This window comes from Pseudomonas sp. MN1F (assembly GCF_009391885.1).
Classification (GTDB): Bacteria; Pseudomonadota; Gammaproteobacteria; order Pseudomonadales; family Pseudomonadaceae; genus Aquipseudomonas.
The window spans coordinates 102,592-127,097 of the sequence record NZ_VZII01000025.1 but is presented as its reverse complement, the minus strand read 5'-3'; the positions used below and the strand labels follow the sequence as shown (position 1 = coordinate 127,097).

At 62.9% G+C, this 24,506-nt stretch carries 27 protein-coding genes; 10 read left to right on the top strand and 17 right to left on the bottom strand.

Features of this window, described 5'->3' with window-relative positions:
• From F6X59_RS14345 to F6X59_RS14335, 3 genes are all read left to right on the top strand, one after another.
• The coding region (locus F6X59_RS14345; protein ID WP_306109983.1) for a glycine cleavage T C-terminal barrel domain-containing protein at positions 1–536 on the top strand (536 nt) is incomplete at its 5' end.
• Positions 537–893: 357 nt separating this feature from the next.
• Complete coding sequence (locus tag F6X59_RS14340; protein WP_016392187.1) at positions 894–1,103, top strand: cold-shock protein; 210 nt, start codon at positions 894–896, stop codon at positions 1,101–1,103.
• A 91-nt stretch (positions 1,104–1,194) separates the two neighbouring features.
• The gene (locus tag F6X59_RS14335; RefSeq protein ID WP_152956764.1) at positions 1,195–1,683 is read left to right on the top strand and encodes an RDD family protein; all 489 of its coding nucleotides are present in this window, start codon (positions 1,195–1,197) and stop codon (positions 1,681–1,683) included.
• Between the two features lie 48 nt (positions 1,684–1,731).
• Here F6X59_RS14335 and lptG read toward each other — a convergent pair whose 3' ends face one another.
• The gene (gene lptG / locus F6X59_RS14330) at positions 1,732–2,793 is read right to left on the bottom strand and encodes an LPS export ABC transporter permease LptG (protein ID WP_152956763.1); all 1,062 of its coding nucleotides are present in this window, start codon (positions 2,791–2,793) and stop codon (positions 1,732–1,734) included.
• Positions 2,786–3,901 carry an LPS export ABC transporter permease LptF gene (gene lptF / locus F6X59_RS14325; RefSeq protein ID WP_152956762.1) on the bottom strand — a complete coding sequence of 372 codons (1,116 nt, stop codon included), beginning with the start codon at positions 3,899–3,901 and terminating at the stop codon, positions 2,786–2,788. The genes lptG and lptF overlap by 8 nt, the downstream gene beginning before the upstream one ends.
• Positions 3,902–4,190: 289 nt before the next feature.
• On the opposite strand from lptF, the gene F6X59_RS14320 reads away from it, so the two are divergent.
• From F6X59_RS14320 to rlmF, 5 genes are all read left to right on the top strand, one after another.
• Entirely contained in the window at positions 4,191–5,684 is a 1,494-nt protein-coding gene (locus F6X59_RS14320; RefSeq protein WP_152956761.1) for a leucyl aminopeptidase, read from the top strand.
• Positions 5,685–5,734: 50 nt separating this feature from the next.
• Positions 5,735–6,163: a DNA polymerase III subunit chi gene (locus F6X59_RS14315; protein WP_152956760.1), complete on the top strand. Its 429-nt coding sequence runs from the start codon at positions 5,735–5,737 to the stop codon at positions 6,161–6,163.
• A gap of 5 nt (positions 6,164–6,168) precedes the next feature.
• Positions 6,169–6,540: a DNA polymerase III subunit chi gene (locus F6X59_RS14310; protein ID WP_152956759.1), complete on the top strand. Its 372-nt coding sequence runs from the start codon at positions 6,169–6,171 to the stop codon at positions 6,538–6,540.
• A 146-nt stretch (positions 6,541–6,686) separates the two neighbouring features.
• A complete protein-coding gene (locus F6X59_RS14305; RefSeq protein ID WP_152956758.1) occupies positions 6,687–9,533 on the top strand; it encodes a valine--tRNA ligase in 2,847 nt (948 codons plus the stop codon).
• A 103-nt stretch (positions 9,534–9,636) separates the two neighbouring features.
• Complete coding sequence (rlmF, locus tag F6X59_RS14300; RefSeq protein ID WP_152956757.1) at positions 9,637–10,587, top strand: 23S rRNA (adenine(1618)-N(6))-methyltransferase RlmF; 951 nt, start codon at positions 9,637–9,639, stop codon at positions 10,585–10,587.
• A gap of 51 nt (positions 10,588–10,638) precedes the next feature.
• On the opposite strand, the gene F6X59_RS14295 is transcribed toward rlmF, so the two are convergent.
• Positions 10,639–10,920 carry an HU family DNA-binding protein gene (locus F6X59_RS14295; protein WP_027920195.1) on the bottom strand — a complete coding sequence of 94 codons (282 nt, stop codon included), beginning with the start codon at positions 10,918–10,920 and terminating at the stop codon, positions 10,639–10,641.
• A gap of 393 nt (positions 10,921–11,313) precedes the next feature.
• On the opposite strand from F6X59_RS14295, the gene yejK reads away from it, so the two are divergent.
• A complete protein-coding gene (gene yejK, locus F6X59_RS14290; RefSeq protein WP_152956756.1) occupies positions 11,314–12,321 on the top strand; it encodes a nucleoid-associated protein YejK in 1,008 nt (335 codons plus the stop codon).
• Here yejK and F6X59_RS14285 read toward each other — a convergent pair whose 3' ends face one another.
• From F6X59_RS14285 to F6X59_RS14270, 4 genes are all read right to left on the bottom strand, one after another.
• Positions 12,322–12,615: a GIY-YIG nuclease family protein gene (locus F6X59_RS14285; RefSeq protein WP_152956755.1), complete on the bottom strand. Its 294-nt coding sequence runs from the start codon at positions 12,613–12,615 to the stop codon at positions 12,322–12,324.
• 18 nt (positions 12,616–12,633) lie between these two features.
• Positions 12,634–13,104, bottom strand: coding sequence for a nuclear transport factor 2 family protein (locus F6X59_RS14280; protein WP_152956754.1), 471 nt, complete (start codon positions 13,102–13,104; stop codon positions 12,634–12,636).
• Positions 13,105–13,181: 77 nt separating this feature from the next.
• Positions 13,182–14,462: an MFS transporter gene (locus F6X59_RS14275; RefSeq protein ID WP_152956753.1), complete on the bottom strand. Its 1,281-nt coding sequence runs from the start codon at positions 14,460–14,462 to the stop codon at positions 13,182–13,184.
• 13 nt (positions 14,463–14,475) lie between these two features.
• Entirely contained in the window at positions 14,476–15,126 is a 651-nt protein-coding gene (locus F6X59_RS14270) for a FadR/GntR family transcriptional regulator (protein ID WP_152956752.1), read from the bottom strand.
• 156 nt (positions 15,127–15,282) lie between these two features.
• Between F6X59_RS14270 and F6X59_RS14265 the strand changes: the two genes are divergently transcribed.
• Positions 15,283–16,473, top strand: a complete 1,191-nt coding sequence (locus F6X59_RS14265) for an alkaline phosphatase family protein (protein ID WP_152956774.1) — start codon at positions 15,283–15,285, stop codon at positions 16,471–16,473.
• A gap of 55 nt (positions 16,474–16,528) precedes the next feature.
• Here the strand turns inward: F6X59_RS14265 and hisC are convergent, their stop codons facing one another.
• The 10 genes from hisC to F6X59_RS14215 all read right to left on the bottom strand — a co-directional run bounded on the left by hisC (position 16,529) and on the right by F6X59_RS14215 (position 24,456).
• The gene (gene hisC, locus F6X59_RS14260) at positions 16,529–17,578 is read right to left on the bottom strand and encodes a histidinol-phosphate transaminase (protein WP_152956751.1); all 1,050 of its coding nucleotides are present in this window, start codon (positions 17,576–17,578) and stop codon (positions 16,529–16,531) included.
• 2 nt (positions 17,579–17,580) lie between these two features.
• Positions 17,581–18,906, bottom strand: a complete 1,326-nt coding sequence (gene hisD / locus F6X59_RS14255) for a histidinol dehydrogenase (RefSeq protein WP_152956750.1) — start codon at positions 18,904–18,906, stop codon at positions 17,581–17,583.
• Between the two features lie 126 nt (positions 18,907–19,032).
• Positions 19,033–19,668, bottom strand: coding sequence for an ATP phosphoribosyltransferase (gene hisG / locus F6X59_RS14250; protein WP_103445556.1), 636 nt, complete (start codon positions 19,666–19,668; stop codon positions 19,033–19,035).
• A gap of 93 nt (positions 19,669–19,761) precedes the next feature.
• Positions 19,762–21,027: a UDP-N-acetylglucosamine 1-carboxyvinyltransferase gene (gene murA, locus F6X59_RS14245; RefSeq protein WP_054885959.1), complete on the bottom strand. Its 1,266-nt coding sequence runs from the start codon at positions 21,025–21,027 to the stop codon at positions 19,762–19,764.
• Positions 21,028–21,050: 23 nt separating this feature from the next.
• Positions 21,051–21,290, bottom strand: coding sequence for a BolA family protein (locus tag F6X59_RS14240; protein ID WP_003255121.1), 240 nt, complete (start codon positions 21,288–21,290; stop codon positions 21,051–21,053).
• Between the two features lie 118 nt (positions 21,291–21,408).
• Positions 21,409–21,711, bottom strand: a complete 303-nt coding sequence (locus F6X59_RS14235) for a lipid asymmetry maintenance protein MlaB (protein ID WP_152956749.1) — start codon at positions 21,709–21,711, stop codon at positions 21,409–21,411.
• Positions 21,708–22,355, bottom strand: coding sequence for a phospholipid-binding protein MlaC (locus F6X59_RS14230; RefSeq protein ID WP_152956748.1), 648 nt, complete (start codon positions 22,353–22,355; stop codon positions 21,708–21,710). The genes F6X59_RS14235 and F6X59_RS14230 overlap by 4 nt, the downstream gene beginning before the upstream one ends.
• Positions 22,356–22,364: 9 nt before the next feature.
• Positions 22,365–22,850 carry an outer membrane lipid asymmetry maintenance protein MlaD gene (gene mlaD / locus F6X59_RS14225; protein ID WP_152956747.1) on the bottom strand — a complete coding sequence of 162 codons (486 nt, stop codon included), beginning with the start codon at positions 22,848–22,850 and terminating at the stop codon, positions 22,365–22,367.
• A complete protein-coding gene (gene mlaE, locus F6X59_RS14220; protein WP_152956746.1) occupies positions 22,850–23,647 on the bottom strand; it encodes a lipid asymmetry maintenance ABC transporter permease subunit MlaE in 798 nt (265 codons plus the stop codon). Before mlaE ends, mlaD begins: the two co-directional genes overlap by 1 nt.
• Positions 23,647–24,456, bottom strand: a complete 810-nt coding sequence (locus F6X59_RS14215; RefSeq protein ID WP_043213285.1) for an ATP-binding cassette domain-containing protein — start codon at positions 24,454–24,456, stop codon at positions 23,647–23,649. Before F6X59_RS14215 ends, mlaE begins: the two co-directional genes overlap by 1 nt.
• Positions 24,457–24,506: the final 50 nt, after the last annotated feature.

The following is a 24,506-nucleotide window of genomic DNA, read 5'->3' as shown; positions in this document are numbered from 1 at the left end:
GCTACGAGATCTCGGTGCCAGTCGGCGCTGCCGAAGCCCTGGCGCGTCGCCTGCTGACCGAGCCTGAGGTGCAGCCTATCGGCCTGGGTGCCCGCGACTCGCTACGCCTGGAAGCCGGCCTGTGCCTGTATGGCCACGACATGGACACCACCACTACGCCGATCGAAGCCAGCCTGCTCTGGGCAATCTCCAAGGTCCGTCGCGCCGACGGTGGCCGTGCCGGTGGCTTCCCGGGTGCCGAGGCGGTATTTGCTCAGCAGCAACAAGGCGTAGCGCGCAAACGGGTGGGCCTGTTGCCACAAGAACGTACGCCCGTACGTGAAGGTGCGGATATTGTTGATGCGTTCGATAAAACTGTGGGCAAAGTCTGCAGCGGCGGTTTCGGCCCGACACTCGGCGCCCCTGTTGCGATGGGCTATGTCGATATCGAACACAGTGCAATCGACACCGCTCTGTTTGCCTTGGTACGCGGCAAGAAGGTTGCCTTGAAAGTCAGTAAAATGCCTTTCGTTGCACAGCGTTACTACCGGGGTTGAAAGCACGGCCTGAGGTTTGCGGGCAGGCTGCACATATTCGATTTCGAACCTGCCCAATAACTTTTGAACATGGCGCCAGGCCAGGCGCCACGCCGTTTCCGACAAATTTGTCGGTTATCGGCAAAACGCCAATTTTCTATACGACCAAGGGCTTGTTTTTTTCGCGGGAGTTGGCGTAGAGTCAACGCACTGTGTTTGCATGGGTCGCAACAGTTCGTGACCTGGGCCAGTAGCCGAGATTTGCTACAACCCGTTCGACGTCTCTTACTTTCCTGCAACCCAGCCCAGTACTCTTTCACTCATATATAACGTGAAAGAAACTGTCATCAAAATTTAAGCTTCATAGGAAATAAGACAATGGCTGAGCGTCAGAACGGTACCGTCAAGTGGTTCAATGACGAAAAAGGTTACGGTTTCATCACCCCAGAAAGCGGTCCGGATCTGTTCGTGCACTTCCGTGCCATCGAAGGTAACGGCTTCAAGAGCCTGAAAGAAGGCCAGAAGGTCACCTTCGAAGCAGTCCAAGGCCAGAAAGGCATGCAGGCTGACAAAGTCCAGCCTGTCTAAGCACAAGCCAGACTCCTAAAAAGCCCCTGCCATGTGCAGGGGCTTTTTTTTGCCCGTAGAATAGTGGCTTCGCCATTCGGAGCTGTTCTGCATGTCCAAGCCTCTGCTCTCCCCCCAGGGAGATTTCCCACCGGTCGGCCTCGGCCGACGCCTGGCGGCGATGTTCTACGACTTTTTGCTGTGCACGGCGCTGCTGATCGTCACCGCCGGTGCCTACAAGTTGATCCAGATGGCTATCATCGGCGAAACGCGCATGCGTGAACTGACCGAAACCGGCGCGCTGGATGGCGACCCGCTGCTGTCGACCGTTCTACTGTTCGCCCTGTTCGGCTTCTTTGCCAAGTTCTGGACCCATGGCGGCCAGACCCTGGGCATGCAGGTGTGGGGCGTGCGCGTGCAGAACGCCGATGGCAGCGCCATCAGCCTGTGGCAGGCACTGTTGCGCTTCGTGGTGTCGATTGCTTCCTGGCTGTGCCTGGGGCTCGGGTTCTTCTGGTCGCTGATCGACAAGCGCAAACGCGGCTGGCACGACATCTATTCGGAAACCCAACTGGTGCGGTTGCCGAAGCAGAAAAAGTAGGCACGAAAAAGCCGACCCTCGGGTCGGCTTTTTCAGCTGCTCAAGCCGTCAACCAGCCCGACGCAACAACCACACGCCAGCCAAGGCGCAGATGCCCGCCGGGATCACCACCGCCAGCAGCGGCGGGAAGCCGAACACCTGGCTCGACGGGCCAAGCAGGTCCTGACCGATGCGGAACGCGAAGCCCACCAGCACACCGGTGAACACGCGCTGGCCGAGGGTAACCGAACGCAGTGGGCCGAAGATGAAGGAAATCGCCATCAGCACCAGCGCTGCGGTCACCAGCGGCTGCATCACCTTGGTCCAGAACGCCAGCCAGTAACGGGCGTTGTTCAGGCCCTGGTCGGACAGGTAGTGGATGTAGTCCCACAGCCCGGTGATCGACAACGACTCAGGGGCCATGATCACGGTATTGAGCAGTTGCGGGGTCAGCGAAACGTCCCAGCGCTCGGTCGGCGTCTTCACCACTTCGGTGTGGTCGCCACGGAAGAAGGTGGTATTGATGTCGCTGAGCGTCCAGTGGTCGTCGTTGTACTGGGCACGCCGGGCAAAGCTCGAGGTCTGGATCTTGCGCTCGCTGTCGAAGGTGTAGCGGGTCACACCCAGCAGCAGGCCATTGGGCTGCACGGAGTTGATGTGCACGAACTCCTCGCCCTGACGGTGCCACATGCCATGCCTGGAGCTTTGCGCTTCACCACCACCCTGGGCCAGGGAACGGTCGGCCTGGGCCTTGTTCTCGGTCACCGGGGCAACGTATTCGCCAATCAGCACGCCGACCAGCATCAGCACCAGCATCGGCTTCATCACCGCCCAGACGATGCGCCCGATGGAAACACCGGCGGCGCGCATGATGGTCAGCTCACTGTTGCTGGCCAGGCTGCCCAGGCCGATCAGGCAGCCAATCAGCGCCGCCATCGGCAGCATTTCGTACAGGCGCCGAGGTGCTGTCAGCAGGACGAAATTACCCGCGTCCAGCAAGGTGTAGGTATCGCTCAGTTCGCCCATCTCGTCGATGAAGGCAAACAGCGAGGCCAGGCCGAGGATGATCCCCAGCACGGCCAGGATGGCCAGCAGCACGCTCATGCCGATGTAGCGGTCGAGCTTAACCATGGGCCACCTCCGCACGACGGGCAGCCATTTTCAGGCGCAGCGGCTCCCAGTACATCAGGGCCAGGCCAATCAGCATGAACAGGCCGTGCACCCACCAGATGCCCAGGCCAATCGGCAATTTGCCCTTCTCCAGGGCGCCGCGTACGGAAATCAGCATTGTCAGGTAAGCCATGTACAGAAGAATTGCCGGCAGCAGCTTGAGGAAGCGGCCCTGCCGCGGGTTGACCCTGGACAGTGGCACTGCCATCAAGGTCACGATGAACACCAGGATCGGCAGCGACAGGCGCCACTGCAGCTCGGCACGCTCGCGCAGGTCGGTCTTGCCGAACAGCTCAAGGGTCGGGATCGCTTCGCGATCGGTCACGTCTTCGGCTACTTCAGGCTTGGGCAGCAAGACACCATAGGTGTCGTACTTGATGGCACGGTAATCGGCCTGGCCCGGGTTACCGTCGTAGCGGTAGCCGTTCTCCAGCACCAGGTAGCGATTGCCATCGGCCTGTATTTCCTGGTGGCCTCGTTCGGCGACCAGTACCGAAGGCGCACGGTCCTTGGTCTTGTCCTGGTTGAAGCGCTTCTCGGAAATGAACACCCCGGCCAGCTTGACGCGGTCGTCCGACAGCTGCTCGGTGTAGGTGACCCGCGAACCATCGCGCAGGGTCTGGAAGCGGCCCGGCACCAGGGTGTCGAACTCGGTCATGGCGTCCTGTTGGGCGACGATCTTCTGCACCTGGGCAACGCCCAACGGTGACAGGCTCAGGCTCAGCCAGGCAACCAGCAGGGCGACCAGCGCCGCCGGCGCCATGGTCAGGCCCAGCAGACGCTGCTGGCTCATGCCGGTCGCCGAAAGCACGGTCATTTCGCTTTCCAGGTACAGCCGGCCGTAGGCCAGGAGAATGCCGAGGAACAGGCCCAGCGGCAGAATCAGCTGCAGGAAGCCTGGCATGCGGAAGCCCATGATCAGGAACAGCACACCCGGGTCGAGAATGCCCTGGGCCGCCTGGGCCAGGTACTTGATGAAGCGCCCGCTCATGATGATCACCAGCAGCACGGCGCTGACGGCGCTCAAGGTCACCAGGACCTCGCGGGACAGATAACGAAAGACGATCAAACCAGACACTCCTGGGTTGTCAGGGGCGGACTGCCAAACATTGGCCTGTGACAGCCAGGACCAAAGCCGGTTCGCCTAGGGCGAACCTCCATGTAAAGTGCGCGCATTATCCTGTGATTGGCCGCGCCTGTCACTTGGCGGCGCATGAAGGCCAACATCGGGGTTGTCAGCACGCTTGCGGGAGGCTCAAACTGGCAGCTTTTCCACTGGCACGCGGCAACGCGGCCAGGCCCGTCCAGAGCGCGAAAACGCATAGCGCCAACTGCATAGATCATTCGGGGACCCTGACATGGAACTGGTTGTAAAAAGCGTAGCTGCTGCATCCGTAAAAACCGCCACTCTGGTCGTACCGGTCGGTGAAGGGCGCAAGCTCGGTACCGCTGCCAAGGCCGTCGACCAAGCCTGTGAAGGCGCCATCAGCGCAGTGCTCAAGCGTGGCGACCTGGCCGGCAAGCCTGGCCAGACCCTGTTGCTGCAGAACGTGCCGGGCCTGAAGGCCGAGCGCGTGCTGCTGGTCGGCAGCGGCAAGGACGAAGCCCTCGGTGACCGCGCATGGCGCAAACTGGTCGCCAGCGTGGCCGGCGTGCTCAAGGGCCTGAACGGCGGCGATGCCGTGCTGGCCCTGGACGACATCGCGGTCAGCAACCGTGACGCCCATTACGGCAAATACCGCCTGCTGGCCGAGACCCTGCTCGACGGCGAATATGTGTTCGACCGCTTCAAGAGCCAGAAGGCTGAACCGCGCGCCCTGAAGAAGGTCACCCTGCTGGCCGACAAGGCCGGCCTAGCCGAGGTCGAGCGCGCCGTCAAGCACGCCAGCGCCATCGCCACCGGCATGGCCTTCACCCGCGACCTGGGCAACCTGCCGCCTAACCTGTGCCACCCAAGCTACCTGGCCGAGCAGGCCAAGGAACTGGGCAAGGCCCACAAGGGCCTGAAGGTCGAAGTGCTGGACGAGAAGAAGATCAAGGACCTGGGCATGGGCGCGTTCTATGCCGTGGGCCAGGGCAGCGACCAGCCGCCACGCCTGATCGTGCTCAACTACCAGGGCGGCAAGAAGGCCGACAAGCCGTTCGTGCTGGTGGGCAAGGGCATCACCTTCGATACCGGCGGCATCAGCCTCAAGCCAGGCGCCGGCATGGATGAAATGAAATACGACATGTGCGGCGCCGCCAGCGTGTTCGGCACCCTGCGCGCCGTCCTCGAACTGCAACTGCCGATCAACCTGGTGTGCCTGCTGGCCTGCGCCGAGAACATGCCGAGCGGCGGCGCCACCCGTCCGGGCGACATCGTCACCACCATGAGTGGCCAGACCGTCGAAATCCTCAACACCGACGCCGAAGGCCGCCTGGTGCTGTGCGACACCCTGACCTACGCCGAGCGCTTCAAGCCGCAGGCGGTGATCGACATCGCCACCCTGACCGGCGCCTGCATCGTCGCCCTGGGCAGCCACACGTCGGGCCTGATGGGCAACAACGACGAGCTGGTCGGCCAACTGCTCGACGCCGGCAAACGTGCCGATGACCGTGCCTGGCAGTTGCCGCTGTTCGACGAGTACCAGGAGCAACTGGACAGCCCGTTCGCCGACATGGGCAACATCGGTGGGCCAAAGGCCGGCACCATCACCGCTGGCTGCTTCCTGTCGCGCTTCGCCAAGGCCTACAACTGGGCGCACATGGACATTGCCGGCACGGCCTGGATCAGTGGCGGCAAGGACAAGGGCGCTACCGGTCGCCCGGTCCCGCTGCTGACCCAGTACCTGCTCGACCGCGCTGGCGCCTGATGCCGTGAAGCCGGCGGCGCCCCTGGCGTCGCTGGCTGGCAGAGCACACCATGAGCAAAGTCGATTTCTATATCCTGCCCACCGACTCGCTGTCGGCGCGGCTGGATTTCGCCTGCAAGCTGTGCGAGAAGGCCTGGCGCCTTGGCCACCGGGTCTACCTGCATTGCCAGGACGCCGAACAGCGTGCCGAACTGGATCAACGCCTGTGGCGCTTCAAGGGCGAAACCTTTGTGCCGCACGACCTGGCCGAAGCCCACGCGGATGCCACGGTAGCCTTGGGCCTTGCCGACGATGCCGGCGAGCACCGTGACCTGCTGATCAACCTGGGTGCCGGTGTGCCGGGGTTCGTCGGCCAGTTCGAGCGGGTTGCCGAGATCGTTGTCGAGGAGCCCGGCATCCGCCAATCGGCTCGCGAGCGGTTCCGTTTCTACCGTGAACAGGGCTATGCTCTGCAAGACCACCGCTTACAGCGACTTTAACGACGATGGACAAGCCTTCCGCCCTACCCGATTCCGCTCATCTGCTGGACGATCTGGAGTCGATTCGCCAATTGCTCGGCGATGCCGACCTGCAGCCGCCCTTGCTGACCGAAACCGTCGAGCAGATTCCGTTGTTGCTCGATGTGCCCGCCGGTAACACGGCGCCTGCGCCTGAAGCCGAGCCTGTGGCCGCTGAGCCCGAGGATGATCCGCAGACCCGCCGCCAGGACACGCTGTTGCACCTGGAGAGCGAGTTGCGCGCTGCCGCGCAGATGATCATGCAGGACGTGATCAACGACTTTACCCCGCATATCGAGAACGAGATCAAGCGCCGCCTGGATGCTCGGATCGAGCGGTTGATCAAGCGTTCCGAGTAAACCTTGAGGGCGCTTTGCGCCCTTTTCGCGCCACCAGGCCGCTGCAACAGCAATTCGCGGTCTTCTGTCCGCCCCTGTCGCCTAAACCCCGTGCCTTCGTTATACTTTTCGGCTTTCCCGAATAAATGCACAGGGTCCCGCCGCGCATGGATAAGACCTACCAGCCGCACGCCATCGAAACTTCCTGGTACAACACCTGGGAGTCCGAAAACTATTTCGCTCCACAAGGTGCAGGTGAGTCCTACACCATCATGATCCCGCCACCGAACGTGACGGGCAGCCTGCACATGGGCCACGGCTTCAACAACGCGATCATGGACGCCCTGATCCGTTTCCGCCGCATGCAGGGCCGCGACACCCTGTGGCAGCCAGGTACCGACCACGCCGGTATCGCCACGCAGATGCTGGTCGAACGCCAGCTCGAAGCCAAGGGCCAGAACCGTCACGACCTGGGCCGTGAGAAGTTCCTGGAAAAAGTCTGGGAATGGAAGGATCAATCGGGTGGCAACATCAGCCGCCAGATCCGCCGCCTGGGTTCGTCGGTCGACTGGAGCCGCGAGCGCTTCACCATGGACGACGGCCTGTCCGAAGCCGTTAAAGAAGCCTTCGTACGCCTGCACGAAGACGGCCTGATCTACCGCGGCAAGCGCCTGGTCAACTGGGACACCAAACTGCACACGGCCATTTCCGACCTCGAAGTGGAAAACCACGACGAAAAAGGCCACCTGTGGAACCTGCGCTACCCGCTGGCCGACGGCGCCAAGACCGCTGAAGGCAAGGACTACCTGGTAGTCGCCACCACCCGTCCGGAAACCCTGCTGGGTGACGCCGCCGTTGCCGTCAACCCGACCGACGAGCGCTACCAGGCCCTGATCGGCAAGTTCGTCGAACTGCCGCTGGTCGGCCGCCGCATCCCGATCATCGCCGACGACTACTGCGACCCGGAGTTCGGCACCGGCTGCGTGAAGATCACCCCGGCCCACGACTTCAACGACTACGAAGTCGGCAAGCGCCACAACCTGCCGCTGCTGAACATCTTCGACAAGAACGCCCTGGTGCTGCCTGCCGCCCAGGCTTTCAACCTCGACGGCAGCGTCAACGAGCAGCTCGATACCAGCCTGCCTGCCCAGTACGCCGGCCTCGACCGCTTCGTCGCGCGCAAGCAGATCGTTGCCGACCTGGACGCCCAGGGCCTGCTGGTGAGCATCGACGATCACGCCCTGAAAGTGCCGAAAGGCGACCGTTCGGGCACCGTCATCGAGCCATGGCTGACCGACCAGTGGTACGTCTCGACCAAGCCGCTGGCAGAACCTGCCATCGAAGCCGTGGAAGATGGCCGCATCCAGTTCGTGCCCAAGCAGTACGAGAACATGTACTTCTCCTGGATGCGTGACATCCAGGACTGGTGCATCAGCCGCCAGCTGTGGTGGGGCCACCGCATCCCGGCCTGGTACGACGAGGCCGGCCAGGTCTATGTCGGCCGCAACGAGGAAGAAGTGCGCAGCAAGCACAACCTCGGTGCCGATGTGAAACTGCGCCAGGACGACGACGTGCTCGACACCTGGTTCAGCTCGGGCCTGTGGACCTTCTCCACCCTGGGCTGGCCGGAGCAGACCGAGTTCCTCAAGAAGTTCCACAGCACCGACGTGCTGGTGACCGGCTTCGACATCATCTTCTTCTGGGTTGCGCGCATGATCATGCTGACCATGCACCTGATCAAGAACGAAGACGGCACCCCGCAGGTACCGTTCAAGACCGTGTACGTGCACGGCCTGGTACGCGATGGCCAAGGCCAGAAGATGTCCAAGTCCAAGGGTAACGTGCTCGACCCGCTGGACATCGTCGACGGCATCACCCTCGATGCCCTGCTGGAAAAACGCACCAGCGGCATGATGCAGCCCAAGCTTGCCGAGAAGATCGCCAAGCAGACCAAGGCCGAGTTCCCGGAAGGCATCGCCAGCTACGGCACCGACGCCTTGCGCTTCACCTTCTGCTCGCTGGCTTCCACCGGCCGCGACATCAAGTTCGACATGGGCCGCGTCGAAGGCTACCGCAACTTCTGCAACAAGATCTGGAACGCCGCCCGCTACGTGCTGGACAAGGGCGAGGACTGCGGCCAGAACGGCGAAGCCTACGAGCTGTCGCTGGCTGACCGCTGGATCATCTCGCAGCTGCAGCGCACCGAAGCCGAAGTGACCCGCCAGCTCGAGCAGTTCCGCTTCGACCTGGCCAGCCAGGCGCTGTACGAGTTCATCTGGAACCAGTATTGCGACTGGTACCTGGAGCTGTCCAAGCCGGTACTGTGGGACGAGAACGCCCCGGTCGAGCGCGCCCGTGGCACCCGTCGCACCTTGGTGCGCGTGCTGGAAGTGGCACTGCGCCTGGCGCATCCGTTCATGCCGTTCATCACCGAAGAAATCTGGCAGCGCATCGCGCCGCTGGCCGGCATCGAAGGCAAGACCATCATGCTGCAGCCATGGCCGGTGGCCAATGAAAGCCGCATCGATGCCGCCGCAGAAGGTGATATCGAGTGGCTCAAGGAGCTGATGGTCGGCCTGCGCAACATCCGCGCCGAGATGAACATCGGCCCGGGCAAGCCACTGCCGCTGTTCCTGAAGAACGCCAACGCCGACGACCAGCGTCGCCTGCAGGAAAACGAAGCCCTGCTGAAGAAGCTGGCCAAGGTCGAATCGTTCACCGTGCTCGGCGATGCCGACGAAGCACCGCTGTCGGCGACCGCACTGGTTGGCGACCTGCAGGTGCTGGTGCCGATGGCTGGCCTGATCGACAAGGACGCCGAGCTGGCTCGCCTGAGCAAGGAAATCCAGCGTCTGCAAGGTGAAGTCCAGCGCGTGGGCGGCAAGCTGTCCAACGCCGCCTTCGTCGACAAGGCACCGCCTGCGGTGATCGAGAAGGAGCGCGCTAAGCTGGCCGAGTCCGAGCAGGCCCTGGCCAACTTCACCGAGCAGCATGCGCGGATTGCAGCGCTGTAATCTAAAGCGCAGCTAAGGCCCATCGCCGGCAAGCCGGCTCCTACAGGTACGGTACCGTCCTGTGGGAGCCGACTTGCCGGCGAAGCTTTTTCAGGACCCTACCATGACCGACAAACCCACCCTGCACCCGCGCAACCGCCACCAGGGCCGCTACGACTTCCCCAGCCTGATCAAGGCCCACCCTGATCTGGCCCGCTTCACCATCACCAACCCCCACGGCAAACCCAGCATCGACTTCGCCAACCCTGAAGCCGTGCGGGTGTTCAACCGTGCCCTGCTCAAGGCCCAATACGGTATCCAGCACTGGGACATCCCTGCCGATTACCTGTGCCCGCCAATCCCCGGCCGCGCCGATTACATCCATGTGGCCGCCGACCTGCTAGCCGAGGACAACGCTGGCGAGGTGCCCAGAGGGGCCCAGGTTCGTGCGCTGGATATCGGCGTAGGCGCCAACTGCATCTACCCGCTGCTCGGCCATAGCGATTACCGTTGGCGCTTCCTTGGCTCGGACATCGACCCGGTGGCGCTGGCCTCGGCCAAGGCCATCGTCCAGGCCAACGGTTTGAGCAAGGGCATCAGCCTGCGCCAGCAAGCCAACCGCAAGCACATCCTCAGCGGCTTGCTGCAAGAGGATGAGCGCTTCGACCTGACCCTGTGCAACCCGCCCTTCCATGCCTCACGCGAAGAGGCCACCCGTGGCAGCCAGCGCAAGTGGAAGAACCTCGGCAAGCAAGACCCCAAGCGCAAGCTGCCGGTGCTCAACTTCGGCGGGCAGAACAACGAACTGTGGTGCGAGGGCGGCGAGATCCGCTTCGTCACCCAGCTGGTCGACGAAAGCGCGCAGTACGCACAGCAGGTGCTGTGGTTCACCAGCCTGGTGTCCAAGGCCAGCAACCTGCCTGGCATCGAGGCGGCGTTGAAGAAGGCCGGCGCCAAGGCCGTGCGCATCGCCGAGATGGGCCAGGGCCAGAAGCAGAGCCGCATGGTCGCCTGGAGCTTCCACGACGACAGCGCACGCCAGGCCTGGCACGCCCGGCGCAAATCGCAGGCATGAAAAAACCGCGCCCGGGCAAGCCGGGCGCGGTTTCGTCAATGCGTCAACAGATTACTTGTTGACGGCGTCGGTCAGGCCTTTGGCCGGAACGAACTTGACGACTTTCTTGGCAGCGATTTCGATGGCAGCGCCAGTCGAAGGGTTACGGCCGGTACGGGCAGGACGCTCGGAGACTTTCAGCTTGCCGATGCCTGGCAGGGTGATTTCAGCACCGTTTTCCAGTTGGTCGGCAACGATCTGGCCCAGCTGCTCCAGCGCGTTACGAGCGGTGGTTTTTGGCGCGTCGATGGCTTCAGCGATATCGGCAATCAGTTGGTCTTTGGTCAATGCCATGGTGGTGTTCCTTCCCTATCTAATTCAGTGGTTATGCAGCGTTCTACGACGTTATCGGGCCAGCCCCTGAGTTCTGGAGGGCCGCGCCAATCGCGCATGTAGATGCGCAAATCGGCGTTTGGTTCGACACGGTATGAGCACGCTGCCAGCAATGCGCCACACAAGGTGCGCAAGACGGCGCAAAGCTAACACAGGAATGGATAAATATCCGCTACCCGCTTCGATTTAGTGCAGGTTTTTCGGGGGTTTTAGCCGAAAGCCCACAATTTTGAACAAAAAACGAACAACCGGCATTTCTGCCAACATCCGGCCACTGCAGCGCCTGTTGTCTGGGGTAAACTGGACGACTTTTGCAGCGCGGCCTATGGCCGCCCCAGACTCACCGAGAATTCCATGCCAATCCGTCATTGCATCGTTCACCTGATCGACAAGAAGCCCGATGGCAGCCCCGCCGTGCTCCATGCACGGGATACCGAGCTGGGCGCATCGGACGCCATCGAAAACCTGCTGGCCGACCTCAACGACAGCTACAACGCCAAGCAAGGCAAGGCCTGGGGCTTCTTCCACGGCGAGTCCGGTGCATACCCGCTGAGCGGCTGGTTGAAACAGTACCTGGAAGACGAAAAAGACTTCGCCGCGTTCAGCCGGGTAGCGGTCGAGCACCTGCAAAAGCTGATGGAAGAGTCCAACCTCTCCACCGGCGGCCACATCCTGTTTGCCCACTACCAGCAAGGCATGACCGACTACCTGGCGATCGCCCTGCTGCACCACAGCGAAGGCGTGGCGGTGAACGCCGAGCTGGACGTGACACCGTCGCGCCACCTCGACCTTGGCCAGCTGCACCTGGCGGCGCGTATCAACCTGTCCGAGTGGAAGAACAACCAGAACTCCAAGCAGTACATCTCGTTCATCAAGGGCAAGAACGGCAAGAAGGTGTCGGACTACTTCCGTGACTTCATCGGCTGCCAGGAAGGCGTCGACGGCCCGGGCGAGACGCGCACGTTGCTCAAGGCCTTCAGCGACTTCGTCGAAAGCGAAGACCTGCCTGAAGAAGCCGCCCGCGAGAAGACCCAGACCCTGGTCGAGTACGCCACCACCCAGACCAAGCTGGGTGAACCGGTGACCCTGGAAGAGCTGTCGAGCCTGATCGACGAGGAGCGCCCGAAGGCGTTCTACGACCACATCCGCAACAAGGACTACGGCCTGTCGCCGGAAATCCCCGCCGACAAACGCACCCTCAACCAGTTCCGCCGCTTCACCGGGCGTGCCGAAGGTTTGTCGATCAGCTTCGAAGCGCACCTGCTGGGTGACAAGGTGGAGTATGACGAGGCCGCCGGCACCCTGATCATCAAAGGCCTGCCGACCACCCTGGTGGATCAGCTCAAGCGCCGCAAGGACTGATCAGACGGCCACATAGGAGGCGACCAGCGCCTCCTTGGCCGACTTGCGCAATTTCTTCACCAGGCGCTCCTGGCGCAGCGCCTCGCCCTTGTCCGGCCACTGCTCGACATAGACCAGCGCCTGCGCCGGGCTGGTCTTGAAATAGCGGGCCCCCTGGCCTTTCTGATGGGCAGCAAAACGCCGCTGCGGGTCATCACTGATACCGCAGTACAGCGAGCCATTGGCAGCCCGCACCAGGTACACGTACCACGGTTTGCACAGGGCGGTTTCGGCGATTTCGTTGACGATGTTCATGGCCGACAGCTTAACCGCTCAGCTCGCCTGCTGGAACGCGCGCAGCCCTTTGAAAGCCTGCTGGCGCACCTTGTTCTGCAGCATCGGCGACCAACCCAGCAACAGCCCTGGTGCTCCCAGCGCCTGACGCGACCAGCGCCACAGGTCGAAGCTGTCGTCATGCTGGCAGATCAGCCCATCGCGAATGACGAAGCGCGCCTGGATGTCGTTGACCACGGTGCGGCCGGTCTGGCTGAACAGGTAGGTTGCCACCCAGTGCGCGCAGCCGCTGCGCGGGTCGGCACGGACCTGGTCGAAGGTCAGCGAGAAATCCTTGGCGCGGGTGGTGAGCATGCGCCACATGTCACCTGCGTCACGGCCGCGCAGGGTGCCGAACACCGGGTCGCTGAAGACGATGTCGTCGCTGTAGCAGGCCACCATGGCCTCGGCGTCCAGGCGCTGGAAGGCCTGGTAGAAGCGCGTGATCAGGTCGCGGTTGGCGTCAGTCATGGAAGCAGATCCGTCCTGGGTGTGGGAAGCTGCACGATAATCTCCCCCATCGGCATATGCCAGTGCCTGCCTCAGGATCAGAGTTTTTCGCTGCTCACCTGCACATGCAAAGCCCGCCCAGCACCAAGCCCGAAGACGATCGCCCCGACACCCAGCACCGCGAAAATCCAGCCCACCGCCGCCCAGCCGCCGGTCAGGTCATGCACCAGGCCAACCGCAAACGGGCCCATGGACGCCAGGGTATAACCCACCCCCTGCGCCATGCTCGACAGGTTCGCCGCCACATGGGCATCCTTCGAACGCAGCACGATCAAGGTCAACGCCAGGGCAAAAGTACCGCCCTGCCCCAGCCCCAGCAGCACCGCCCAGCCCCACAGCCCGTCGATGGGGGCATACAGGCAACCGAACAGCCCCGCCAAGGTCACCAGCATCACGATCACGATGGCCAGCCGCTGGTCCTTGCCGCGGGTCGCCAGCCAAGGCGCGCTCAGCGAGCTGATCAACTGCACGATGACCGAGCCAGACAGCACCAGGCCGGCTTCGGTCGGGCTCAGGCCACGGCCAATGAGGATCGACGGCAACCAGCCAAAGACGATGTACGCCAGCGAAGATTGCAGCCCCATGTACAGCGTTACCTGCCACGCCAGCGGGTCACGCCACAGCCCGCGCACCCGGTAGGCGACCTTGTGCAGGCCGTGGCCCTGGCGCGCTTGCGGTGACCAGACAAGCATGGCCAGCAGCGCCGGTAGCATCCAGAAGCCCAGGCCAAGGGCCCAGTTGCCATCGAAGTGCTGAGTCAGCGGCACGGTAGCCCCTGCCGCCATGGCCGCACCCAGGCACAGGGCCATGGTGTAGACCCCGGTCAGGGTGCCCGCATGCTGCGGGAAGTCGCGCTTGACGATACCGGGCAACAGCACACCGATGATGCCGATGCTGGCCCCGGCCATGACGCTGCCGATGAACACGCCGACAGCCCCCAGGGCGCTGCGCACCACGATCCCTAGCGCCAGGGTGAGCAGGATGCCCAGGATCACCCGCTCGCTGCCGAAGCGTCGCGCCAGCACGGGCGCCAGTGGTGCGAACAGCCCCAGGCAGAGTACCGGCAAGGTGGTCAGCAGGCCGGCCTCGGAGGCATTCAGGCCCAGCCCGGCAGAAACCTGCCCGAGCACCGGCGCCATGCTCGACAACGCCGGGCGCAGGTTCAATGCCACCAGCACCAGGCCCAGCAGCAACAGCCAGGGCCGCTGCAGGGCCGGCGGTTGTTGTTGCACCTGGGCATCGTCGGCCTCGGCGTCGATCAGCAGTTCTTCCAGTTCTCGCTCGCGGGCAGGCGCGTCTCGGGTCAATGGTTCAGCCATGGCCTTCTCGTCTTCAGGATTCGATGAGGGTCCGGCTCAAGGCCTTGGCCCGCTCCGGATCGCGTTGTTCGATGGCGTCGAGAATCTGCCCGTGCAGGTCGAAGGTCGCCTGGCTGCGTGGCACGGTCGCCATGTTGTGTTGCAGCGCTGCGGCCACCACGCCGGAAAAATAACGATACAGCTCACTCAATGCCGGGTTGTGCGCGGCGTCGATCAGGCGTTGGTGAAATACCAGATCACAGCTGACATAGGCATCGACATCGCCGTGAAAATGCTCGGCACTGCCCGTCAATGCTGCGCGCAGGCCTTGCAGGTCCTCGTCGGTACGGCGCAACGCCGCCAGGCCAATCGCCTCGGATTCGAGGATGTGGCGTGTTTCGCGGGCCTGCTCCAGGGTGCAGCGTGACATGGCCTGTACGGCCTGCAGCGGGTCCTGGCAGGTGCGCAGGTAACTGCCGTCACCCTGGCGGATTTCCACCAGGCCACTGAATGCCAGCACACGCATGGCTTCACGCACGGTATTGCGGCTGATGCCCAGCTCCAGCGCCAGTTCCGGCTCGGTCGGCAGGCGCTGCCCGACATGCCAGTCGGCTTGCAGGATGCGCTCACGCATGCGTTCGACCGCCAGTTCGACCAGGGAGCGCTTGGTCAATTCGCTGCTCATTTCACTCAACCAATCATCCGATGAATTCGCAAAGCTTAATGGAACGCCTTCCTTACTTCAATTCAACTGGCATTTCTACCAGTTGCCAGCCGAGCGCCTTGTTGCAACGCTTGGCACGATTTCCTCAAGGCGCGTTCCATGTCCCTGTTCAAAGTATTGCGGTTGACTGCCCTGATAACCGCCGGCCTGCTGCTCGCCCTGCTCTTCAAAGGGTGCGACGCCAGACAACCGCCAATGCAACCCAAGACGCTCATCATCGGAATGGACGGTGTGCAATTGCAGCACTATGAACAACTGGGCGGCGAGACCAACCTGCAGAAGCGCCTGTTCTACGGCAAAGCCTATGCCGGCGGTATCAGCGGCCGTGCCAGCGAACAGTCGACCATCAGTGGCCCCGGCTGGATGACCTTGCTCACCGGCGTATGGGCCAACAAGCATGGGGTCATTTCCAATGCCGAATCGTTGCGGGTCGACCCTGGGTTCCCCAGCCTGTTCAAACGGCTGCGTGATGCCCTGCCAAACGCCTACCTCTCCAGTGTCGTCAGCTGGTCGCCGATCAATACGGCCTACCTGCTGGAGGACGCGCAAGGCAACAATGTGCGCGAAAGCGGCCTGAGCGATGAGCAGGTCACCGCCCGGACCCTGGACATCCTCGATAACACGCCTGCCGACCTCACCTTCATCCAGCTCGACGAACCCGACGAAGCCGGCCACGCCAGTGGCTTCGGCCCGGCCTACCAGTTCGCCCTGCGTGAAGCCGATGACAAGCTGGGGCGCCTGCTGGACAAAGTCGAGGAGCGTGCCTACAAGCACCCGCAGGAGGACTGGCTGGTAATCGTCTGCACCGACCACGGACGTGATTACCAGGGCTCAGGCCATGGTGGCGTGACCGAGCAGGAGAAGACGGTCTTCATTGCCAGCAACAAGCCGCTGAACGAAGAGTTGAACCAGCCGAGCATTCCAGAGGACAACCCGGGGCCCAACAACTTGTATGGCTACGCGGCGCAGACATCGGTGGCCCCAACCGTGCTCAGGCACATGGGGCTCGACCTGCTGCCAGAATGGAAGCTCGATGGCACGCCACTGCTGGGCGCTACCGGCGTACGCAAGGCACGGGCCATTGAAGGCGAGGCCAAGTTGCTGTGGAACAGCGACGCACAAGGCACCGTGACCATTCACAGAAATGGCCAGGTAGTCGCGAGTGTACAGGCCTACCTACAGCAATGGACTGACCCGGAAGGCATGCGCCAGGCCAACGATTACGTGCTTGTGCTGGACGACACACCGGTCGCGGTGCGCACCCGACCGCTCAACAAGGCATTCGTCATCGAAGACAGCAGCAACTGATGTGCGGGGCATAGCCTGCAGGAGCGAGCTCACTCGCCCCTGCAGTTCGCCGCGATCAGTTCAGCGCGTCGACCAACGCCTGGTTCATCTCTGGCGTGCCGATGGTGATACGCAGGAATTGAGCGATTCGCTCCTGCTTGAAGTGGCGCACGATCACCCCTTGCTCACGCAGGCGCGCCGCCAGTTGCGCGGCATCCTGCTGCGGGTGGCGGGCGAAGATGAAGTTGGCCGCCGAGGGCAGCACTTCGAAGCCCTTTGCCACCAACTGCTCGACCAGCGTTTCACGGCTGTCGATAACCTTGCGGCAGGTTTCCTCGAAGTAGGCCTGGTCTTCGAACGCCGCCGCTGCACCGACGATGGCCATGCGGTCGAGCGGATAGGAGTTGAAGCTGTTCTTGATCCGTTCCAGGGCCTCGATCAGGTCCGGATGGCCGACGGCCAGGCCGACTCGCAGCCCGGCCAGCGAACGCGACTTGGACAGGGTCTGGGTCACCAGCAGGTTGTCGTAGCGCTCCACCAGGCTGATGGCGGTTTCGCCGCCAAAGTCGATGTAGGCTTCATCCACCACCACCACCGAGTCGCGGTTGGCTTGCAGCAGCTGCTCGATTGCTTGCAGCGGCAGCAGGCAGCCGGTTGGCGCGTTGGGGTTAGGGAAGATGATGCCGGCGTTGGGCTTGGCGTAGTCGGCGATGCGGATCTGGAACTGCTCATCCAGCGCCACCTGCTCGAACGGGATCCCGTACAGGCCGCAGTAGACCGGATAGAAGCTGTAGCTGACATCCGGGAACAGCAGCGGCCCGCGATCGTGCTGGAACAGGCCGTGGAAGATGTGCGCCAGCACCTCGTCCGAACCGTTGCCGACAAATACCTGGGCCGTGGTGACACCGTAATACTCGGCCACTGCCTGCTTGAGCCGGTCACTGTTGGGGTCCGGATACAGGCGCAGGTTGTCGTTCAGTTCGCCGCGCATGGCTTCCAGCGCCTTGGGCGACGGGCCATAAGGGTTCTCGTTGGTGTTCAGCTTGACCAGGCGGGCCAGCTTTGGCTGCTCGCCCGGCACGTAAGGCACCAGCGCCTTGACGAAGGGGCTCCAGAATCGACTCATGCTCAGTTCCCCTTGTCTTGGGTCAGGATACGGTATTCAGCACTGCGGGCGTGGGCCGTCAGCGATTCGCCACGGGCCAGGACCGAAGCGGTGTGGCCAAGCTCGGATGCGCCCTGTTCGGAGCAGAAGATGATCGACGAGCGCTTCTGGAAGTCGTACACCCCCAGCGGCGACGAGAAGCGCGCGGTGCCGGAAGTCGGCAGCACGTGGTTGGGGCCGGCGCAGTAATCGCCCAGTGCTTCGCTGGTGTGGCGGCCCATGAAGATCGCGCCAGCGTGGCGGATCTGCGGCAGCCAGGCCTGCGGGTCGGCGACCGACAGTTCCAGGTGCTCGGGGGCGATGCGGTTGGCGACTTCAATGGCCTGCTGCATGTCGCGCACCTGGATCAGCGCACCACGGCCGTTGATCGACTTCTCGATGATTTCGGCACGCTCCATGGTCGGCAGCAGCTTGTCGATGCTGGCGGCGACGCGGTCGAGGAACGCAGCATCCGGGCTGACCAGGATGGCCTGGGCATCTTCGTCGTGCTCGGCCTGGGAGAACAGATCCATGGCGATCCAGTCCGGGTCGGTCTGGCCGTCGCACACCACGAGGATTTCCGACGGGCCGGCGATCATGTCGATACCGACCTGGCCGAACACGTGGCGCTTGGCGGTAGCCACATAGATGTTGCCCGGGCCGACGATCTTGTCTACCTGCGGTACGCTTTCAGTGCCATAGGCCAGGGCGGCAACGGCCTGGGCGCCACCGACGGTGAACACCCGGTCGACACCGGCGATGCAGGCCGCGGCCAGCACCAGCTCGTTGACTTCGCCACGCGGGGTCGGCACCACCATCACCACTTCGGTGACGCCGGCGACCTTGGCCGGAATCGCATTCATCAGCACCGACGACGGGTACGACGCCTTGCCGCCCGGCACGTACAGGCCGGCACGGTCCAGCGGGGTGACCTTCTGGCCGAGCACGGTGCCGTCGGCTTCGGTGTACTGCCAGGAGTCCTGCTTCTGCCGCTCGTGGTACAGGCGAACGCGGTTGGCGGCTTTCTCCAGGGCTTCACGCTGGGCGTCGGTGATGCGGGTCAGGGCCAGCTCCAGGCGCTCGCGGCCGAGGATCAGCTCATCGATGCTTTTGGCGTCAACACCGTCGAAGCGCTGGGTGAATTCCACCAGCGCGGCGTCGCCGCGCTCGCGCACGGCCTTGATGATGTCGAGCACGCGCTGGTTGACCGCGTCATCGGACACACTTTCCCAGCTCAGCAGATGATCCAGATGTCGGGCGAAATCCGGATCAGCAGCGTTGAGACGGGCAATTGCAGTGGACACGGTCATGGCGAGGGCCTCGATTATTAGCGAATGCTCAGGCGCCCTAGGCTACCAGTCCATCCGCGCGGGCACCCGAGAAAAATGGCTATGACGCGGATAGACGGGCGCGACAGCAAAGGCCGCGCGCAGATGTCAGCCGCGGTGTCGCGATTCGACCGCTTTGCGCAGCGTGTCGATCAGGCTCTGGATGCGGGCATGCTGCATCTTCATGGAGGCTTTGTTGACGACCAGGCGCGAGCTGATCGTGGCAATCAGGTCCTGGGGCTCCAGGCCATTGGCGCGCAGGGTGTTGCCGGTGTCGACCACGTCGATGATCTTGTCGGCGAGGTTGATCAGCGGCGCCAGCTCCATCGAGCCGTACAGCTTGATGATGTCGACCTGGCGGCCTTGTTCGGCGTAGTAACGCTTGGCCACGTTGACGAACTTGGTGGCGACGCGCAGGCGGCCCTTGGGCTCGGGTGCACCGACCACGCCGGCGGTCATCAGCTTGCACTTGGCAATCTGCAGGTCCAGTGGCTCGTACAGGCCCTGGCCGCCGTACTCCATCAGCACGTCCTTGCCAGCCACACCAAGGTCGGCGGCACCATGCTCGACATAGGTCGGCACGTCGGTGGCACGCACGATCAGCAGGCGCACGTCGTCCTGCGTGGTGGGGATGATCAGCTTGCGGCTCTTGTCCGGGTTCTCGGTCGGCACGATACCGGCCTCGGCCAGCAACGGCAGGGTATCGTCGAGAATACGGCCTTTGGAAAGCGCGATGGTCAACATTGGAACGTCGGTCCTTAAGCGGCTACTGCCGGCCGGGCTGCTACAGCCCGACCGCATTCAATTCGAATGGCACGTCCGTGTGCCAGCGGGCAACTAGCCCGGTACGCGGCGGATTTTCGCGCCGAGCATCTGCAGTTTTTCTTCGATGCACTCGTAACCACGGTCGATGTGGTAGATGCGGTCGATCAGGGTATCGCCTTCGGCGACCAGCGCCGACAACACCAGGCTGGCAGATGCACGCAGGTCGGTGGCCATCACCGGAGCACCCTTGAGTGCCGGCACGCCGGTGACGATCGCGGTATTGCCTTCAACCTGGATCTGCGCGCCCATGCGGTGCATTTCGTACACGTGCATGAAGCGGTTTTCGAAGATCGTCTCGATGACCGCGCCAGTGCCTTCGGCGATGGCGTTCAGCGAGATGAACTGCGCCTGCATGTCGGTCGGGAACGCCGGGTACGGGGCGGTGCGCAGGTTGACGGCTTTTGGCCGCTTGCCGTGCATGTCCAGCTCGATCCAGTCTTCACCGGTGGTCAGGTCGGCGCCCGCTTCCTTGAGCTTCTCCAGTACGGCTTCGAGGATGGTCGGGTCAGTGTCCTTGACCTTGACGCGACCGCCGGTCACGGCTGCGGCGACCAGGTAGGTGCCCGTCTCGATACGGTCAGGCATGACGCGGTAGTGGGCCGAAGCCAGGCGCTCGACACCATCGATGGTGATGGTGTCGGTACCAGCGCCCTGGACCTTGCCGCCCATGGCGTTGATGAAGTTGGCCAGGTCGACCACTTCAGGCTCGCGCGCGGCGTTCTGCAGCACGCTGCGGCCTTTGGCCAGGGCAGCGGCCATCATGATGTTCTCGGTACCGGTCACGCTGACGGTGTCGAAGAAGAAGTGCGCGCCGCGCAGGCCGCCTTCAGGCGCCTTGGCCTTGATGTAGCCGCCTTCGACTTCGATCTTCGCCCCCATGGCCTCAAGGCCACGGATGTGCAGGTCGACCGGGCGCGAACCGATGGCGCAGCCACCTGGCAGTGCCACTTCGGCTTCACCGAAGCGCGCGACCATGGGGCCGAGCACCAGGATCGAGGCGCGCATGGTCTTGACCAGCTCGTAAGGGGCTACCAGGGTCTTGATGGTGCGCGGGTCGATTTCCACCGCCAGCTTTTCGTCGATCACAGGCTCGATGCCCATGCGCCCGAACAGCTCGATCATGGTGGTGATGTCGTGCAGGTGCGGCAGGTTGCCCACGGTGACCGGGCCATCGGCCAGCAGGGTCGCCGCCAGGATCGGCAGGGCCGCGTTCTTCGCGCCGGAAATACGGATCTCGCCATCAAGACGAGCGCCGCCAGTAATAATCAGTTTGTCCATTGGTGTCTCGCCGCCAAGTTGGCTCAGGTGCGCTCAGCCCAGGCTGCGCTGCTGAAAAATTTCATGGTTACCGCATGGATGCTGCCATTGGCGATCCACGGATTCAGGTGAGCATAGATCGCCTGCTGACGTTTGACCGGGCTCAGGCCAGCCAACTCGTCGCTGATCACGTTCAACTGGAAGTTGCAGCCTTCGCCTTCAACTTCGACCCGGGATCCCGGCAATTTCTCTTCAAGGAAGCTCTTAACTTCTACGGCCTGCATGCTCAACCTCAATCGGCGCCCGATGCGCACGGGTCGGCCATCATACAAAAAAGCCCCTCGCCTGCGAAGCCCAACGAAAGGGCGCGCGACCGAGGGGCCTCTCATCACTGCCAAGCCATCAGCTTGCCAGCACCTCATCGAGGTCATAGACCCCGGCGATTTCCCGCATGTCGTCAGGCATGCCGCGTACCTCGACGGCCTTGCCGGCGGCCTGGGCGTCACGGATGAACGCCAGCAGCAGCGACAGACCAACACTGGTGGAACGCGCTACAGCCGAGCAGTCCAGCACCAGACGCGATTCACGGCAGGCGCCGATCAGTGCCTTGCCCTGCTTGCGCAGGGCCGGCCCGCTGCGGTAATCCAGTTCGCCGGCCAGGCACAACAGGCCCGGCTCGGCCATGGTCACAGCGGCCTCACTCATTTGACGGTCTTCTCTGGCGAGTTGTCGGCAGCTTCCTTGGCCTTGGCCACTTCGCCGGCCCAGCCGTCGATGGTCTTGTCCAGGTCGTTGCCATTGCGCTGCATGGCATCGGCGAACTGGTCGCGGAACAGCTTGCCAACGTTGATGCCGTTGACGATGACGTTACGCACCTTCCACTCGCCACCGAGGTTTTCCAGGGTGTACTGCACCGGGTACACGGCACCGTTGTTGCCGGTGACCTTCATGCCGACGCTGGCGCGCTTGCCGTCATCGGCCTTGGCCGGATCGACGGTGATGCCCTGGTTGTTGTACTCCAGCAGCGCATTGCCATAGAACTGGAACAGGCTGCGCTTGAAGTTGTCCTGGAAGCGTTGCATCTGCGCAGGGGTGGCCTTGCGCGAGTACTTGACGGTCATGACGCTTTTCGAGATGCCGTCAGCGTCGACCACCGGGCCGAGGATGCGGTTGAGCGCATCGTAGAAGGCGTTGGGGTTGGCCTTGTACTGCTCCTTGTTGGCCTTCAGGTCGCTGAGCAGCTCGGTGGTGGTGCTTTGAACCACCTCGTGCGGCGACTGCGCGGCAAGGGCCATCAGGGGGAAGGCCGCCAGCAGCACCAGCAAGCCACGTCGCAGGATCGAAATCATGGAAACTCCTTAATTAGCCGGTTGCGCTTCTTTTGGTTCCTTGCCAACGGAGTTGAGCAGGAACTTGCCAATCAGATCTTCCAGCACCAGCGCCGACTGCGTGTCATGGATGGTCGAGCCATCCTTGAGCACGTCTTCTTCACCGCCCACGCTGATACCGATGTACTTCTCGCCAAGCAAGCCGGCGGTCAGGATCGAAGCAGTGGAGTCGGTCGGCAGGTTGTTGACCGACTTGTCCAGTTGCAGCGTCACCCGACCGGTGTAGGAATCACGGTCCAGATCGATGGCGGAGACCTTGCCGATCGTTACACCGGCCATGGTCACTTTAGCTCTGACCGTCAAACCGGCGATATTGTCGAAGTACGCATAAACTTTATAGGTATCGCTGCTCGGGCTGGCCGACAGCCCGCTGACACGCAGGGCCAGCAGCAGCAGTGCCAGGATCCCGGCCAGGAGGAACAGGCCGACACCGATTTCCAGGGTGCGGTTTTGCATCAGAAATCTCCAAACATCAAGGCGGTCAAAATAAAGTCCAGACCCAGCACTGCCAACGAGGCATAGACCACGGTCTTGGTGGTGGCACGGCTGATCCCCTCTGAGGTGGGTTCGCAGTCGTAGCCCTGGAATACGGCAATCCAGGTCGTGACGAAGGCAAACACCAGGCTCTTGATCAGCCCGTTGAGCACGTCATCGGTAAAGGAAACGCTGTTCTGCATGTTGCCCCAGAACGAGCCTTCGTAAACGCCCAGCCAGTCGACTGCGACCCACGAACCGCCCCAGATGCCGACCACGCTGAAGATCAGCGCCAGCAGCGGCAGCGAGATGAAACCGGCCCACAAGCGTGGCGCGACAATGTACTTGAGCGGGTCGACGCCGATCATTTCCAGGCTCGACAGCTGCTCGGTGGACTTCATGTTGCCGATTTCGGCGGTCAGCGCAGAACCGGCGCGGCCGGCGAACAGCAGCGCGGTGACCACCGGGCCGAGCTCACGCAGCAGGGTCAGGGCGACCATTTGCCCGACCGCCTGCTCGGAACCGTACTTGGTCAGGATGCTGTAGCCCTGCAGGGCAAGCACCATGCCGATGAACACGCCGGAAACGACAATGATCGCCAGCGACAGCACACCCACCGAGTACAGCTGCTTGGTCAGCAACTGGAAACCGCCGCCGATGCCGCCACGGCCGACCAGCGCATGGAACAGGAACAGGCACGAGCGCCCGAGCACGGCCAGCACGTCGATCGCCGAGCGCCCGAGCAGGCGGATACGTTCGAGTAAGGATTTTCTGCGCATCACCGCGCCCCCAGCAGATCGGCGCGGTAATCAGGCGCGGGAAAGTGGAATGGCACCGGGCCGTCCGGGTCGCCTTTCATGAACTGGCGGATGCGCGGATTGTCCGAGCCCATCAGCTCGTCGGGGGTACCCTGGCCCAGCACCTGGCCATCACCAACCACATAGATGTAATCGGCGATACTCGCGGTTTCGGCGAGGTCGTGGGAAACCACGATGCTGGTGATGCCCAGCGCATCGTTGAGCAGACGGATCAAGCGCACGAGCACACCCATGGCAATCGGGTCCTGGCCGACGAACGGTTCGTCGTACATCAGGATCTGCGGGTCCAGGGCAATCGCCCGGGCCAGCGCCACCCGGCGCTTCATGCCGCCGGACAGCTCGTCCGGCATCAGGTCGATGGCACCGCGCAGGCCGACAGCCTGCAGTTTCATCAACACGATGTCACGGATCATTTCGTCCGAAAGCTGGGTATGCACGCGCAACGGAAAAGCGACGTTCTCGAACACATCGAGATCGGTGAACAGCGCACCGCTCTGGAACAGTACGCCCATCTGCTTGCGTGCGTCGAACAGGTCGCTGCGCGAGAGGCTCGGCAGGTTCTGCCCGGCCACCCACACTTCACCGCTCGACGGCCGAAGCTGCGCGCCCATCAGGCGCAGCAGCGTGGTCTTGCCGCAACCCGACGGTCCCATGATCCCGGTGACCTTGCCACGTGGGATACGGATGTCGACATTGCTGAAAATGCTGCGCGAACCGCGCTTGAAGGTGACTCCCTTCAACTCGACCGCGTAGGCGCTATCCACACTCATCTAGACTCCTTGCTAATGCAGCCTCGCACTAATGGACGCTGGCCCTCATC

Coding starts and splice junctions, on each gene's coding strand:
- F6X59_RS14340 (WP_016392187.1), top strand. CDS start 894: ATGGCTGAGCGTCAGAACGGTACCGTCAAGTGGTTCAATGACGAAAAA.
- mlaE (WP_152956746.1), bottom strand. CDS start 23,647: ATGCGCAGAAAATCCTTACTCGAACGTATCCGCCTGCTCGGGCGCTCG.
- F6X59_RS14240 (WP_003255121.1), bottom strand. CDS start 21,290: ATGCAGGCCGTAGAAGTTAAGAGCTTCCTTGAAGAGAAATTGCCGGGA.
- F6X59_RS14310 (WP_152956759.1), top strand. CDS start 6,169: ATGGACAAGCCTTCCGCCCTACCCGATTCCGCTCATCTGCTGGACGAT.
- hisC (WP_152956751.1), bottom strand. CDS start 17,578: ATGAGTCGATTCTGGAGCCCCTTCGTCAAGGCGCTGGTGCCTTACGTG.
- F6X59_RS14230 (WP_152956748.1), bottom strand. CDS start 22,355: ATGATTTCGATCCTGCGACGTGGCTTGCTGGTGCTGCTGGCGGCCTTC.
- F6X59_RS14295 (WP_027920195.1), bottom strand. CDS start 10,920: ATGGCATTGACCAAAGACCAACTGATTGCCGATATCGCTGAAGCCATC.
- F6X59_RS14285 (WP_152956755.1), bottom strand. CDS start 12,615: ATGAACATCGTCAACGAAATCGCCGAAACCGCCCTGTGCAAACCGTGG.
- rlmF (WP_152956757.1), top strand. CDS start 9,637: ATGACCGACAAACCCACCCTGCACCCGCGCAACCGCCACCAGGGCCGC.
- mlaD (WP_152956747.1), bottom strand. CDS start 22,850: ATGCAAAACCGCACCCTGGAAATCGGTGTCGGCCTGTTCCTCCTGGCC.
- hisG (WP_103445556.1), bottom strand. CDS start 19,668: ATGTTGACCATCGCGCTTTCCAAAGGCCGTATTCTCGACGATACCCTG.
- F6X59_RS14315 (WP_152956760.1), top strand. CDS start 5,735: ATGAGCAAAGTCGATTTCTATATCCTGCCCACCGACTCGCTGTCGGCG.
- F6X59_RS14215 (WP_043213285.1), bottom strand. CDS start 24,456: ATGAGTGTGGATAGCGCCTACGCGGTCGAGTTGAAGGGAGTCACCTTC.
- F6X59_RS14280 (WP_152956754.1), bottom strand. CDS start 13,104: ATGACTGACGCCAACCGCGACCTGATCACGCGCTTCTACCAGGCCTTC.
- lptG (WP_152956763.1), bottom strand. CDS start 2,793: ATGGTTAAGCTCGACCGCTACATCGGCATGAGCGTGCTGCTGGCCATC.
- F6X59_RS14270 (WP_152956752.1), bottom strand. CDS start 15,126: ATGAGCAGCGAATTGACCAAGCGCTCCCTGGTCGAACTGGCGGTCGAA.
- F6X59_RS14335 (WP_152956764.1), top strand. CDS start 1,195: ATGTCCAAGCCTCTGCTCTCCCCCCAGGGAGATTTCCCACCGGTCGGC.
- F6X59_RS14320 (WP_152956761.1), top strand. CDS start 4,191: ATGGAACTGGTTGTAAAAAGCGTAGCTGCTGCATCCGTAAAAACCGCC.
- F6X59_RS14305 (WP_152956758.1), top strand. CDS start 6,687: ATGGATAAGACCTACCAGCCGCACGCCATCGAAACTTCCTGGTACAAC.
- murA (WP_054885959.1), bottom strand. CDS start 21,027: ATGGACAAACTGATTATTACTGGCGGCGCTCGTCTTGATGGCGAGATC.
- hisD (WP_152956750.1), bottom strand. CDS start 18,906: ATGACCGTGTCCACTGCAATTGCCCGTCTCAACGCTGCTGATCCGGAT.
- yejK (WP_152956756.1), top strand. CDS start 11,314: ATGCCAATCCGTCATTGCATCGTTCACCTGATCGACAAGAAGCCCGAT.
- F6X59_RS14235 (WP_152956749.1), bottom strand. CDS start 21,711: ATGAGTGAGGCCGCTGTGACCATGGCCGAGCCGGGCCTGTTGTGCCTG.
- F6X59_RS14275 (WP_152956753.1), bottom strand. CDS start 14,462: ATGGCTGAACCATTGACCCGAGACGCGCCTGCCCGCGAGCGAGAACTG.